At 61.1% G+C, this 12,923-nt stretch carries 12 protein-coding genes; 1 reads left to right on the forward strand and 11 read right to left on the reverse strand.

The genetic code is table 11. The annotated features are described in order from the left end of the window. Positions 1–53: 53 nt before the first annotated feature. Entirely contained in the window at positions 54–1,970 is a 1,917-nt protein-coding gene (ftsH, locus tag ACILRC_RS10935) for an ATP-dependent zinc metalloprotease FtsH (RefSeq protein WP_395669404.1), read from the reverse strand. A 161-nt stretch (positions 1,971–2,131) separates the two neighbouring features. Beyond that, positions 2,132–2,800: an RlmE family RNA methyltransferase gene (locus ACILRC_RS10940; protein ID WP_395669405.1), complete on the reverse strand. Its 669-nt coding sequence runs from the start codon at positions 2,798–2,800 to the stop codon at positions 2,132–2,134. 18 nt (positions 2,801–2,818) lie between these two features. On the opposite strand from ACILRC_RS10940, the gene ACILRC_RS10945 reads away from it, so the two are divergent. Further along, positions 2,819–3,298, forward strand: coding sequence for a YhbY family RNA-binding protein (locus ACILRC_RS10945; RefSeq protein WP_395669406.1), 480 nt, complete (start codon positions 2,819–2,821; stop codon positions 3,296–3,298). A 41-nt stretch (positions 3,299–3,339) separates the two neighbouring features. Here ACILRC_RS10945 and ACILRC_RS10950 read toward each other — a convergent pair whose 3' ends face one another. The 9 genes from ACILRC_RS10950 to lpxA form a co-directional block, all read right to left on the reverse strand. Continuing rightward, positions 3,340–3,759, reverse strand: a complete 420-nt coding sequence (locus tag ACILRC_RS10950; RefSeq protein WP_395669407.1) for a DUF4149 domain-containing protein — start codon at positions 3,757–3,759, stop codon at positions 3,340–3,342. A 19-nt stretch (positions 3,760–3,778) separates the two neighbouring features. Then, on the reverse strand, positions 3,779–4,255 hold the full coding sequence (greA, locus tag ACILRC_RS10955; RefSeq protein WP_395669408.1) for a transcription elongation factor GreA: 477 nt from the start codon (positions 4,253–4,255) through the stop codon (positions 3,779–3,781). Between the two features lie 36 nt (positions 4,256–4,291). Then, positions 4,292–7,567 carry a carbamoyl-phosphate synthase large subunit gene (carB, locus tag ACILRC_RS10960; RefSeq protein ID WP_395669409.1) on the reverse strand — a complete coding sequence of 1,092 codons (3,276 nt, stop codon included), beginning with the start codon at positions 7,565–7,567 and terminating at the stop codon, positions 4,292–4,294. An 8-nt stretch (positions 7,568–7,575) separates the two neighbouring features. Then, positions 7,576–8,232, reverse strand: a complete 657-nt coding sequence (gene leuE, locus ACILRC_RS10965; RefSeq protein ID WP_395669410.1) for a leucine efflux protein LeuE — start codon at positions 8,230–8,232, stop codon at positions 7,576–7,578. Beyond that, positions 8,229–9,395, reverse strand: a complete 1,167-nt coding sequence (gene carA / locus ACILRC_RS10970; protein WP_395669411.1) for a glutamine-hydrolyzing carbamoyl-phosphate synthase small subunit — start codon at positions 9,393–9,395, stop codon at positions 8,229–8,231. Before carA ends, leuE begins: the two co-directional genes overlap by 4 nt. 161 nt (positions 9,396–9,556) lie before the next feature. Then, the gene (locus tag ACILRC_RS10975) at positions 9,557–10,339 is read right to left on the reverse strand and encodes a TrmH family RNA methyltransferase (protein WP_395669412.1); all 783 of its coding nucleotides are present in this window, start codon (positions 10,337–10,339) and stop codon (positions 9,557–9,559) included. Positions 10,340–10,342: 3 nt separating this feature from the next. Continuing rightward, positions 10,343–10,975: a ribonuclease HII gene (gene rnhB / locus ACILRC_RS10980; RefSeq protein WP_395669413.1), complete on the reverse strand. Its 633-nt coding sequence runs from the start codon at positions 10,973–10,975 to the stop codon at positions 10,343–10,345. Next, positions 10,947–12,080, reverse strand: a complete 1,134-nt coding sequence (lpxB, locus tag ACILRC_RS10985) for a lipid-A-disaccharide synthase (protein WP_395669455.1) — start codon at positions 12,078–12,080, stop codon at positions 10,947–10,949. Before lpxB ends, rnhB begins: the two co-directional genes overlap by 29 nt. A gap of 47 nt (positions 12,081–12,127) precedes the next feature. Next, complete coding sequence (gene lpxA / locus ACILRC_RS10990) at positions 12,128–12,922, reverse strand: acyl-ACP--UDP-N-acetylglucosamine O-acyltransferase (RefSeq protein WP_395669414.1); 795 nt, start codon at positions 12,920–12,922, stop codon at positions 12,128–12,130. Position 12,923 lies beyond the last annotated feature (1 nt).

Here is a 12,923-nt window from a genome sequence, read left to right on the forward strand (position 1 = left end):
TCCATGAAAAACGGGGCACAAAGCCCCGCTTTCGCGTGCGCCCCGAGCGTAACTCAGGCCGCGGTAGGTGCCGGATCCGCTGGCACCGCTGGCGCCCCACCGCCGTCACCACCGCCCGAACTGGGAGTCCGGGGTGTCCAGTCCTTGGGCGGGCGCGGCGACTTGCCAGCCATGATGTCATCAAGCTGGTCGCTGTCGATGGTTTCCCACTCCAGCAAGGCCGAGGCCATGGCATGCATCTTGTCGCGGTTGTCTTCGATGAGCTTGCGAGCCAGTGCGTACTGTTGGTCAATGATGCGGCGAACCTCACCATCGACCTTTTGCATGGTCTGCTCGCTCATGTTGGTGGTTTTGGTAACAGAGCGTCCCAAAAACACCTCGCCCTCGTTCTCGGCGTACACCATGGGGCCCAAGGCATCGGTCATGCCGTAGCGGGTCACCATGTCACGTGCAATCTGAGTGGCACGCTCAAAGTCGTTGCTGGCACCAGTGGTCATTTGGTTCATGAACACCTCTTCGGCAATGCGTCCACCAAATAGCATGCTGATTTGGTTAAGCATGAACTCGCTGTCGTACGAATACCTGTCTTGCGCCGGGAGGCTCATGGTCACCCCCAAGGCGCGACCACGGGGAATGATGGTGACCTTATGCACCGGGTCGCACTTAGGCAGCAGCTTGCCGATCAGCGCATGTCCAGCTTCGTGGTACGCGGTGTTCTTGCGCTCACCTTCGGGCATGACCATGCTCTTGCGCTCGGGGCCCATCAAGATCTTGTCTTTGGCCTTCTCGAAGTCTTGCATCTCCACTAGGCGCGCGTTGCGCCGGGCCGCCATCAGCGCTGCTTCATTGCAGAGGTTCGCCAAGTCGGCACCGCTCATGCCTGGTGTACCACGGGCGATTACGCTTGCGCTCACATCCTGGCCCAAAGGCACCTTGCGCATGTGCACATTGAGGATTTGCTCACGGCCACGTATGTCGGGCAAGGTCACATAAACTTGGCGATCAAAGCGGCCCGGGCGCAACAAGGCTGCATCGAGAATGTCGGGGCGGTTGGTGGCAGCGACCACAATCACACCCACATTTGTCTCGAACCCGTCCATTTCCACCAGCATCTGATTGAGGGTTTGCTCGCGCTCGTCGTTGCCACCGCCCAAGCCAGCGCCGCGTTGGCGACCCACCGCGTCAATTTCATCAATAAAGATGATGCAAGGCGCGTTTTTCTTCGCGTTGTCGAACATGTCTCGCACACGGGAAGCACCCACGCCCACGAACATCTCCACAAAGTCCGAACCCGATATGCTGAAGAATGGCACCTTGGCCTCGCCTGCGATCGATTTGGCCAGCAAGGTTTTGCCAGTGCCGGGTGGGCCTACCAAGAGCAGTCCGCGAGGAATACGGCCGCCGAGCTTTTGAAATTTTGAAGGGTCTTTGAGGAAGTCCACCACCTCTTTGACTTCTTCCTTGGCCTCGTCGCAACCAGCCACATCGGCGAAGGTAACCGTGTTGGTGTTCTCGTCGAGCAAGCGTGCCTTGCTCTTTCCAAAGCTGAACGCCCCACCCTTGCCGCCACCCTGCATCTGGCGCATGAAGTAAATCCAGACGCCAATGAGCAAGAGCATGGGGCCCCAGCTAACCAAAAGCGTCATCAGCAGTGAGGTTTCTTCACGGGGCTTGACGTCGAACTTCACGCCATTGTTAATGAGGTCGCCTACCAAGCCCCGATCGAGGAAGGTTGCTGTGGTTCTAACGCGCCGATTGTCCATGGTCTCTGCGACGATCTCGGTGCCACCGGGGCCTTCCTGGATCACCGCCGACTTGATCTGCTTTCTGCGCACTTCCTCCAAAAAGTCAGAGTACCCAATGGAGCTGGTTCCTGCGGGACCACGCGCCTCGAACTGCTTGAACACAGTGAAAAGCACCAATCCGATGACCAGCCACACCGCGATCTTCGAAAACCATTGATTATTCAAGCGGAACTCCAGGTGATACACACAATGACCAAGGACACAACCCAAGCCACACAGGTGAAGACCATTTTAGGCCTTTCAAGCGAGGCGCCTGGATATTTTCAAAGTGACAGCCACAGCCCCCTCAGGGGCATGACGACGCGGCGGGTGGCCTTGACCCAAGCCTAACGCAGGCCTCTTCCTACCAAATAGGTTTCTGCAGACCGGTCACGCGAGGCCTTGGGCTTGAAAGGCTTGACCGTGTGGAATGCCCCCCTGAAGCGTTTGACGAGGAAGTCGTAACTGGCGCCATGGAACACCTTGGCCACCAACACACCGTGTGCAACCAGGTGGTTTTGCGCAAACTCGATGGCCAATTCCACCAAATGCTCGCTGCCAGCAGCGTCCACCGACGCAATGCCCGTGAGGTTGGGTGCCATGTCCGACACCACCACATCGGCCTGCCGCTGATCCAAGGCGGCCTCAATGTGCGACAGCGTTGCAGCTTCCCGAAAGTCTCCCAAAATGAAGTGGACGCCTTCAATAGGCTCCATGGGCAGCAAGTCCACCGCAACGATGGCGCCCTTGGCGTACCCGCCCGCGGTGCCGTCGCCCGACATTCGGCGGCGCAGGTACTGGCTCCAGGCACCAGGTGTGCTTCCCAGGTCGACTACGAGATCGCCGGGCTTGAACAGCCGCAAGGCCTCGTCTATCTCCTTGAGTTTGTAGGCAGCGCGCGCGCGGTAGCCCTCGCGGGTGGCGAGCTTCACGTAGGGGTCGTTGAGATGGTCATGCAACCACGCTTTATTCAGCTTCTTGCCAGGTGGCTTGCTGGTTTTTTTGGGCGCATCCATTCGGTCGATAATACCCACATGCCCCAAATCGAAATGAGTCCCGCACAGCGCAAGGCGCACCGGGCACAAGCGCACCACCTTGACCCCGTGGTTCTGGTCGGCAACGACGGCCTGACTCCCAACGTGCGCAAAGAAATTGACGCCGCACTCAACGCCCATGGACTGATCAAGGTCCGCATTTTTTCGGACGACCGGGTTGCGCGCGAAACCATGTTCCAGTCCTTGGCCGACGAACTCAACGCTGCTGCCATCCAGCACATCGGCAAACTGCTGGTGCTGTGGCGCCCGGTGCCGCCCAAAGAACGCTCTGCGGCCGACGAAGACCGCATGCCGGGTCCGCGCGATTTCAAGGTCTTGAAGTACAGCAAACGTGCCGGCCAGCGCCCCGAGGTGAAAACCCTGCGCGTGCTGGGCAACCAGCGACTCACCGCGGGCGGCAACGTCAAACGCGCCAAGCCCAAGCCACAGCGCAGCCTCAAAAAACGCAGCCAGACCTGAAGGCCACTGCACACGCGGTAGGCGCTGTCAAAGTACTGAGATCAGCCGCTGGTACTGTGCTCACCCAAGAGCTTGCCAAACACCACGCAAGCGCAGAGCCACTGGGCTAAGTACATCGCGCTGCCCACCGCATGCCACAGGGCCAGGTTATCGCGGGCCACAATACGCGGCGCGACACCGAGCTCCACCAACAAAGCAAGCAAGGCACCGGCCAGCACGTACACCGTGGAACTTTGCGCCACTGTGACGCCCACGTCACGTTTGTCAGAGCGCAGCAGCAAGAGCAGCACCACAGCACAGGTAACCGAGACCATCGTCTGCACTGAGAACAGCTTGGCTGCCATGTTGCCAGCCAAGGCCGGGGTGGGTAGGTGGGCAAACAACATGGGCACCACGAACAAGCCCAAAGTGCCCAAGCTGACTGCCCAGATGGCGGCAATCCACAGATGCAAGTTGCGCATCGGTCGTAGCGCTAGGCGCTCAGACGTAGTGAACCGCCATGATTTCGTAGACTTTCTCGCCGCCAGGAGCCTGCACCACCGCCGTGTCACCCTCTTCTTTTCCTATGAGTGCGCGGGCGATGGGTGAACTGATATTGATCAGGCCCTGTTTGAGATCCGCCTCGTCTTCACCGACGATCTGGTACTTGACGCGATCGCCACTGTCTTCGTCTTGTAGCTCAACAGTGCAACCAAACACCACCCGGCCACCCGCATCCAACCTCGATGGATCAATCACCTGCGCGGCAGAAAGCTTGCCCTCCACTTCCTGGATGCGTCCCTCCACGAAGCCCTGGCGGTCCTTGGCGGACTCGTACTCGGCGTTCTCACTGAGGTCGCCCTGGGCACGCGCCTCTGCGATTGCGTTGATCACCGCGGGACGGTCGACCGTCTTGAGCCTGTGCAGCTCGGCCTTGAGCATTTCTGCGCCGCGCTTGGTTATCGGTATGGTCGCCATGGGGTGTGCCAAGTGAAAGTGAGAAATTATGCCAACTCAAGCTGCCAGCATGGCATGCATGTCCTGCACCGAGATGACCTGCAGCCGGTCAAGATACTTCATGCCCTCCACCGCCGCTTCAGCGCCCGCAATGGTGGTGTAGGTGGTGACCCGCGCCAGCAGCGCCGAGGTACGGATGTGACGCGAATCGACGATGGCGTTGCGGCGCTCTTCGACCGTGTTGATGACCATCGCGATTTCGTTGTTCTTGATCATGTCCACCACATGGGGTCTGCCCTCGGTGACCTTGTTGACCACACGGCAGGCCACGCCAGCGGCTTGGATGGTGGCTGCAGTGCCCTTGGTGGCGATGATCTCGAAGCCTAGGGCCACCAAGCCGCGTGCCACCGCCACCGCGCGGGGTTTGTCCCCTTGCTTGACCGAAATGAAGGCCGTACCGCCGCGGGGCAGTTTGGCGCCCGCACCGAGCTGCGACTTCACGAACGCTTCGCCGAAACTGGCGCCTACCCCCATCACCTCGCCGGTGGACTTCATCTCCGGCCCGAGGATGGTGTCCACCCCGGGGAACTTCACGAAGGGAAACACCGCCTCCTTCACGCTGAAGTAGGGCGGCGTGACCTCGGTCACCAGGCCTTGGTTAGCGAGCGTTTGCCCGGCCATGCAGCGCGCCGCCACTTTGGCCAACTGGATACCGGTCGCCTTGGATACAAAGGGCACCGTGCGGCTGGCGCGCGGATTGACTTCTAGCACGTAGATCACGTCCTTGCCATCGACGTTTTGGATGGCGAACTGGACGTTCATCAAGCCCACCACGTTGAGGGCACCGGCCATCGCCGAGGACTGGCGCTTGATTTCTTCGACCGTCTCTTTGGAGAGTGAATACGGCGGCAAAGAACAGGCCGAGTCGCCGCTGTGCACGCCGGCTTGCTCAATGTGTTCCATCACACCGCCAATAAAGGTTGCACCAGAAGCGTCACGGATGCAGTCCACGTCGCACTCAATCGCGTCACTCAAGAAACGGTCCAGCAGCACCGGCGAATCGTGGCTGACCTTGACCGCTTCGCGCATGTAGCGCTCTAGGTCGCGCTGTTCGTGGACGATCTCCATGGCGCGCCCACCCAGCACATAGCTGGGGCGCACCACCAAGGGGTAGCCCAGCGCGGCCGCCTTCTCCAGGGCCTCGGCCTCGGTACGGGCGGTGGCATTGGGTGGCTGGCGCAGCTTGAGTTGGTGCAACAGCTTTTGGAAGCGCTCGCGGTCTTCGGCTGCATCGATCATGTCGGGCGAGGTGCCGATGATGGGCACGCCATTGGCCTCCAGGTCGAGCGCGAGCTTGAGCGGCGTTTGCCCGCCGTACTGCACGATCACGCCGATTGGCTTTTCTTTGTCCACGATCTCCAGAACGTCTTCCAGCGTAAGGGGCTCAAAGTACAAACGGTCCGAGGTGTCGTAGTCGGTGGACACGGTCTCGGGATTGCAATTGACCATGATGGTCTCGAAGCCGTCTTCGCGCAAAGCCAGCGCGGCATGGACGCAGCAGTAATCGAACTCGATGCCCTGCCCGATCCGGTTAGGACCACCACCCAGCACCATGATTTTTTGACGATCGGTGGGAGCTGCCTCGCACTCGGCGCCCTCGGCTTCGTACGTGGAGTACAGGTAGGCGGTGTGGGTGCCGAACTCGGCAGCACAGGTGTCGACCCGCTTGTAGACCGGGCGCACGCCCAAGGCTCGGCGCTTCTCACGTACCGCCTTGTCGGTGGTCTTGAACTGGCGCGCCAAGCGGCGGTCCGAGAAGCCTTTTTGCTTGAGGCCGCGCAAGGTGGCCGCGTCGATCCGGTCCAGTGCGCTGCCACTGGCAGGTTGGGGCAGGCGCTCAATCTCCAATTCGATCTTGACGATCTGCTCGATCTGCACCAAAAACCAACGATCGATTTTGGTTAGCGCAAACACCTCGTCCACGCCCATGCCTTGGGCAAAAGCGTCGCCCACGTACCAGATGCGCTCGGGGCCAGGTTCGCCCAGCTCCTTTTCGAGGACCTCGCGGTCCTGGGTTTTTTCGTTCATGCCGTCCACACCCACTTCCAGTCCGCGCAAGGCTTTCTGGAACGACTCCTGGAAGGTGCGGCCCATGGCCATGACCTCGCCCACGGACTTCATCTGGGTGGTCAGGCGGCTGTCGGCGGTGGGAAACTTCTCGAAGGCGAAGCGCGGAATCTTGGTCACCACGTAGTCGATGCTGGGTTCAAACGAGGCCGGTGTGGCACCACCCGTGATGTCGTTACGCAACTCGTCGAGTGTGAAGCCCACGGCCAGCTTCGCCGCCACTTTGGCAATCGGGAAACCCGTGGCCTTGGACGCCAACGCCGACGAGCGAGAAACGCGGGGGTTCATCTCGATCACGACCATGCGTCCATCGGCCGGGTTGATTGCAAACTGCACATTGGAGCCGCCGGTGTCCACCCCAATTTCGCGCAGCACCGCAAGCGATGCGTTGCGCAAGATTTGGTACTCCTTGTCGGTCAGCGTCTGCGCCGGAGCTACGGTGATCGAGTCGCCGGTGTGCACCCCCATGGGGTCCAGGTTTTCGATGGAACAGACGATGATGCAGTTGTCCGCCTTGTCGCGCACCACCTCCATCTCGTATTCCTTCCACCCCAAAAGCGACTCTTCGATCAGCAGCTCATTGGTGGGCGAGGCCTCCAGACCGCGTTTGCAGATGGTCTCGAATTCCTCGGCGTTGTAGGCGATGCCGCCGCCGGTGCCACCCAAGGTGAAACTGGGACGAATGACCGTGGGAAAACCCACCGTTTTTTGCACGCTCCACGCCTCGTCCATACTGTGGGCGATGCCTGAGCGCGCTGAACCCAAACCGATGTGGGTCATCGCGTCTTTGAACTTCAAGCGGTCCTCTGCCTTGTCAATGGCCTGTGGAGTCGCGCCGATAAGTTCAACAGCTTTGCCGGTGGCTTGGCCGGTGTATTTATCCAGCACACCGTGGCGCCACAAATCAAGCGCGCAGTTCAGTGCGGTTTGTCCACCCATCGTGGGAAGAATTGCATCCGGGCGTTCCCTGGCAATGATTTTTTCTACCGTTTGCCACGTGATGGGTTCGATGTAGGTTACGTCCGCAGTGGCCGGGTCGGTCATGATCGTTGCGGGGTTGCTGTTGATCAGAATGACCTTGTAACCCTCTTCGCGCAAGGCCTTGCAGGCCTGCACGCCCGAGTAGTCGAACTCGCAAGCTTGGCCGATGATGATGGGGCCAGCGCCGATGATGAGAATGCTTTGGATGTCAGTGCGTTTGGGCATGTTTCTACCTAGTTCAGACTTGCAGTGGCGAGGCGCGCTCCAAACCAAAGGAAGAGCGCGCCCACTGCGCTTGAAAGACCCGCCGTGAGGCGTCTGCGGGCGCGAAAGGCATCGGCCAATCGTGCACCCAAAAAAATCAACGCTGAAAGGTACAGCGCGCTAAAGACCATGATGATGGCGCTCAAAATCAAAAACGGAACCGCTGGCGTGGCGTAGCTGGGATCGATGAACTGCACAAAAAACGACAGCAGAAACAATATCGCCTTCGGGTTGAGCAGACTGATCACCAAGGCGCGCTGGAACGGTCGTTGCAAGTTGGCAGGCGTTTGCGCAACATCAGGCTCACTGCTCTGGGGTTTACGCCACTGGCGGGCCGCAGCCCACACCAGGTTAAGCCCAACCCACGACAGGTAGGCTGCCCCTGCGTACTTCACCACCCAAAAAAGTGCCGGGTTTGAGCGCAGCAGACTGGCCGCACCGAGTGCAGTAAAGGCCAGTAACACGGTGTCGCCGACAAACACGCCGCATGCGCCTTGGTAACCCGCACGTACACCGCGCGCCGTGGCCACCGAGAGCACGTAAAGCGAGTTGGGGCCGGGCAGCAAGATGATGCCGATGGCCCCGATCACATAGGTCCAGATGTCCGTGACGCCGTAAAAGCTCATGCACGCTGCGCCATGGACGCGACAAAGCGGTCAAACAGGTAGCCAATGTCCTGCGGCCCAGGGGAGGCTTCCGGGTGACCCTGGAAACAGAACGCTGGCCGGTCGGTGCGCTCCAAGCCCTGCAAGGTGTTATCAAACAGACTGACATGGGTTGCCCGCAGCGTGGAGGGCAATGAGCCCGCATCCACCGCAAAGCCGTGGTTTTGGCTGGTGATGGAGACCCGGCCCGTGGCCAAGTCTTTGACGGGGTGGTTGGCACCGTGGTGGCCGAACTTCATCTTGAAGGTTTTGGCACCCGAAGCCAGCGCCATGATCTGGTGGCCCAGGCAAATGCCAAAGGTGGGGATGCCTGCATCGATGAGCGTGCGCGCGGCATCGATCGCATAGTCGCAGGGCTCGGGGTCGCCCGGACCGTTACTCAGAAAAATGCCGTCGGCACCGTAGGACATTGCCTGCGCAGCCGAGGTCTGCGCTGGCACCACCGTGACTTTGCATCCACGCTGCGCCAACATGCGCAAGATGTTCTTCTTGATGCCAAAGTCGTACGCCAGCACATGCCAGCGCGGTGCGGTTTGCTGACCGTAACCCTGGCCCAGCACCCACTCCGACTCGCTCCACACATAAGGTGCACGCGCAGAGACCACCTGGGCCAAGTCCAGGCCGGCCATGGCAGGCGCGGCCTTGGCGGCCGCTACCGCTTTGTCGAGCACCGCACTGGTGATCGACTCGCCACTGGAGAGCGCCACGATGCAGCCGTTCTGGGCACCGTGGGTGCGAAGCTGTCGGGTCAACTGGCGGGTGTCAATGTTGGCAATCGCTACAGTTTTTTGGTCCACCAGATAGGAATGCAGCGCTTGGCTGGAACGAAAGTTGGAGGCGACCAAGGGTAGGTCTTTGATGATCAGTCCGGCGGCCTGCACCTTGTCGGACTCCACGTCTTCGATGTTGGTGCCGTAACTGCCGATGTGGGGGTAAGTGAGCGTGACGATTTGCTGGCAGTAGCTGGGGTCTGTGAGAATTTCCTGGTAGCCGGTCATGGAGGTGTTGAACACCACCTCACCGACGGTGGAGCCGGCAGCCCCGATGGAATTTCCGATGTAGACCGTGCCGTCTGCAAGCGCCAAAACGGCGGGAGGGTAGGCTCCCTTGAGAGACAAAAGCACTGGGTTCTCCGAATGGGTTACGGTTCGCCCAATCGCGCTCTGGACTGGCTCCAGGTGCTTTGCTTTTGAGGGGGAAAGGTCAGAGCTGCGCTTGGGACGGCTGATTTCTGGAAAGCCCCGCAGTATAGCCGAGGGCCAGCTGCCAACTGGCTTAGGCAGGCTCAGCGCGAGCGCAGTCGCAGGCTGCTGGCGTGCAGACAAATCGCCGCCGCCGCAGCCACATTGAGCGACTCTTCTCCACCGGGCTGACCGATGCGCACCTGCACCGAAGCGCGTGCAGCCAAAGCGGGCGCAACGCCCTGCCCTTCGTGCCCCAGCACCCACGCGCAAGGTTGGGCAAGGGCTACATCTTGGATCAAATCACCCTGGTGCACCGTGGTAACCAACAAGGGCACGCGCAGTGCGTCCAAGTCGCTTAGGGACAGGCCCTCGTGCAATTCCAAGCCAAAGTGGGCACCCATCCCGGCGCGCAACACCTTGGGGCTCCACAGCGCAGCGGTGCCTTGGAGCGCCAGCACCTGGCGAAAACCAAATGCGCTGGCGCTGCGCAAAATGGAGCCCACATTGCCGGCATCCTGCACGCGGTCAAGGATGATGGTGGCCACGTCTGGCGCAATGGCGCCGGGCTGCGGTAGCCCAACCAAGAAGCCGCACTGCGCTGGCGACTCCAAAACACTGATCTCTCGAAACAAGGCATCCGGGAGTACCACGGTGCGCTCGGCGGCGCGCGCCCAAGCCAGGGGTGCGGCAGGCCAATACGACTCAGAGAACACAGCGCACTGCGGCTGCACGCCACGGGCCAGGGCGGCAGTGCAAAGGTGCTCGCCCTCCAACCACACGCGCGCGGACTTGCGGTACGCCGTGTTGTCTTGCGCGAGTTTTCGCAAGTCCTTGAGAAACGCGTTGTCGCGCGAGCGAATGACCGTCGGCTCCAAAGCAGTCATGGCTTACCCAAGAACCTGCGCGACCGGGCTGAACGAGCGCCGATGCTCGGGGCAGGCGCCGTGCTTGCGCAGCGCATCCAGGTGTTCGGCTGTGCCATAGCCCTTGTGGGCGGCAAAGCCGTACTGGGGAAAGCGCTGGTCCAAGTCCGCACACCAACGGTCGCGGGTGACCTTGGCCACGATGGAGGCCGCTGAAATCGCCGGCACCGTTGCATCGCCTCGCACAACCGCCTCTGCAAGCACGCCCAAGACAGGCAATCGGTTACCGTCCACCAACACTTTGGCCGGTAACAGGCGCAGACCTTCCACCGCGCGGCGCATGGCCAGAAGCGTGGCCTGCAAGATGTTCAACCGATCAATCTCTTCGACGCTGGCCTGGGCCACCGAGCAGCACAGCGCTTTGGAGCGTATCTCGTCGTACAAAGCGTCGCGCCGCAAGGGTGAGAGCTTTTTGGAATCGTTGAGTCCGCTGATGGGGTGCAGGTCGTCCAAAATGACGGCGGCGGCTACCACCGGCCCCGCCAGCGGGCCACGGCCAGCCTCATCGACACCGGCAAGCAGGCCAGGAACGTGCCAGACAAAGCTGGCTTGGCGGACCACGGACGGCTCAAGCTTGGAGTACTTTCTGGATGGCATCGGTGGCTATTGTCGCGGTGTCGCGCTGCAGGGATTGGTGCAGCTGCGTGAAACGGGTTTGCAGATTGACCAGACGCTGCGGTGCGCGCGCAGGCGCATCCAGCCACTGCAGCACGGCATCGGCCAGCGCGTGCGGCGACGCTGCGTCTTGCAACAGCTCGGGCACCACAAATTCACGACACAAAATGTTGGGCAAGCCCACCCAAGGTTGCAGACGCTTGCGGCGCATCAACTGCCACGACAGGCTGCCCATGTGGTAAGCGATGACCATGGGGCGCTTGTACAGGGCTGCCTCCAGCGTGGCGGTGCCGCTGGCAATCAAGGTCACGTCACAGGCCGCCAGTACCGTGTGGGATTGCCCGGCCACGATCTGCAGCCGCTGCACGCCCCCAATGTCGGAAGCGATCGACTGAATCCGCTCCAACAAACCCGGCGCAGCGGGCACCACAAAGCGGACTAGCGGCCGCACCTTGGCAATACGGCGTGCCGCTTCAAAAAAGCGCGGCGCCAAATGCGTGATCTCCGAGACCCGGCTGCCGGGCAAGAGGGCGACGACTTCGTCCTGCAAGTCCAGCCCCAGCGCGCGACGCGCCTGTGCACGGTCAGGCTGCATCGGGATGACGTTGGCCAGTGGGTGACCCACATAGGTGGATGCAATACCGTGGGCTGCGAGTAACTCGGGCTCGAACGGAAAAATGCACAGCACATGGTCCACACAGCGGCGAATCTTTAGCAAACGCTCGGCACGCCAGGCCCACACCGAGGGGCAGACAAAGTGCACGGTCTTGACGCCTTGGGCCTTAAGCCCAGCCTCCAGATCGAGGTTGAAATCGGGCGCGTCGATACCGATAAACAGGTCGGGCCGCTGTGCCAACAGGCGCTGCTGAAGTTGCTTGCGAATGCCCACGATTTCGCGGTAGCGCAACAACACATCCCAGCCGAAACCATGTACCGAGAGCTTGTGGTGCGGCCACCAAGCGGTAAAGCCGTGCGCCTGCATCTGCGGCCCGCCAATGCCGTGCGCACGAAGTTGTGGCCAGCGCGCCTGGAGCCCAGCCAACAGCAAACCGGCCAACAGATCACCCGAGGCCTCACCGGCCACCATCGCGATCGTGGGTGGCGCAGAGCGAGTGTCCAACGCCATGCAGCGGCTCAGCGAACAATGCCGCGCTGCGGCGATGTCTGGTCGAGGAAGGACCGCATCAACTCCGCGTCAGCCGCAAGCTCTGGCTCGCTGCTGCCCAGCTCGGCGATGCGCCCTTTGGCAGCTTCCAGCGTCAGGTCGTCGCGGTACAACAGCTTGTGCATCGCCTTCACTGCGCTGATGCGCGTCGGCGAAAAGCCACGCCGACGCAAACCCTCGTAATTCATGGACCGCGCCTGCGCCGGTTGGCCTTGGCACATCACGAAAGGGGGCACATCGGCAAACAGCAGCGAGCACATGGCCGTCATGCTGTGCGCACCGATCCGCACAAACTGGTGCACTACGGTGAAGCCACCCAGAATCACCCAATCGCCCACATGCACATGGCCCGCGAGCTGTGAGTTATTGGCAAAAATGGTGTGGTCGCCGACTATGCAGTCGTGCGCCAAGTGGACATAGGCCATCAACCAGTTGTCGTTGCCCACCCGGGTTACGCCGGTGTCGCCGGGAGAGCCGATGTTGAAGGTGCAAAACTCGCGGATGGTGTTGCGGTCACCGATGACCAGCTCACACGGCTCACCGGCGTACTTCTTGTCTTGCGGAATCGCCCCCAGAGAGCTGAACTGGAAGATACGGTTGTCTCGCCCGATGGTGGTGTGGCCTTCGATTACACAGTGGGGTCCCACCGTGGTGCCTGCGCCGATGCGCACATGCGGACCGATCACGGTGTAGGGTCCTACCGTCACTGAACTGTCAATTTGGGCGGCGGCGTCAACCACCGCAGTGGGGTGAATGGCCGTCACA

Origin of the sequence: Rhodoferax sp. (assembly GCF_044236835.1) — a bacterium.
Classification (GTDB): domain Bacteria; phylum Pseudomonadota; class Gammaproteobacteria; order Burkholderiales; family Burkholderiaceae_C; genus Allorhodoferax.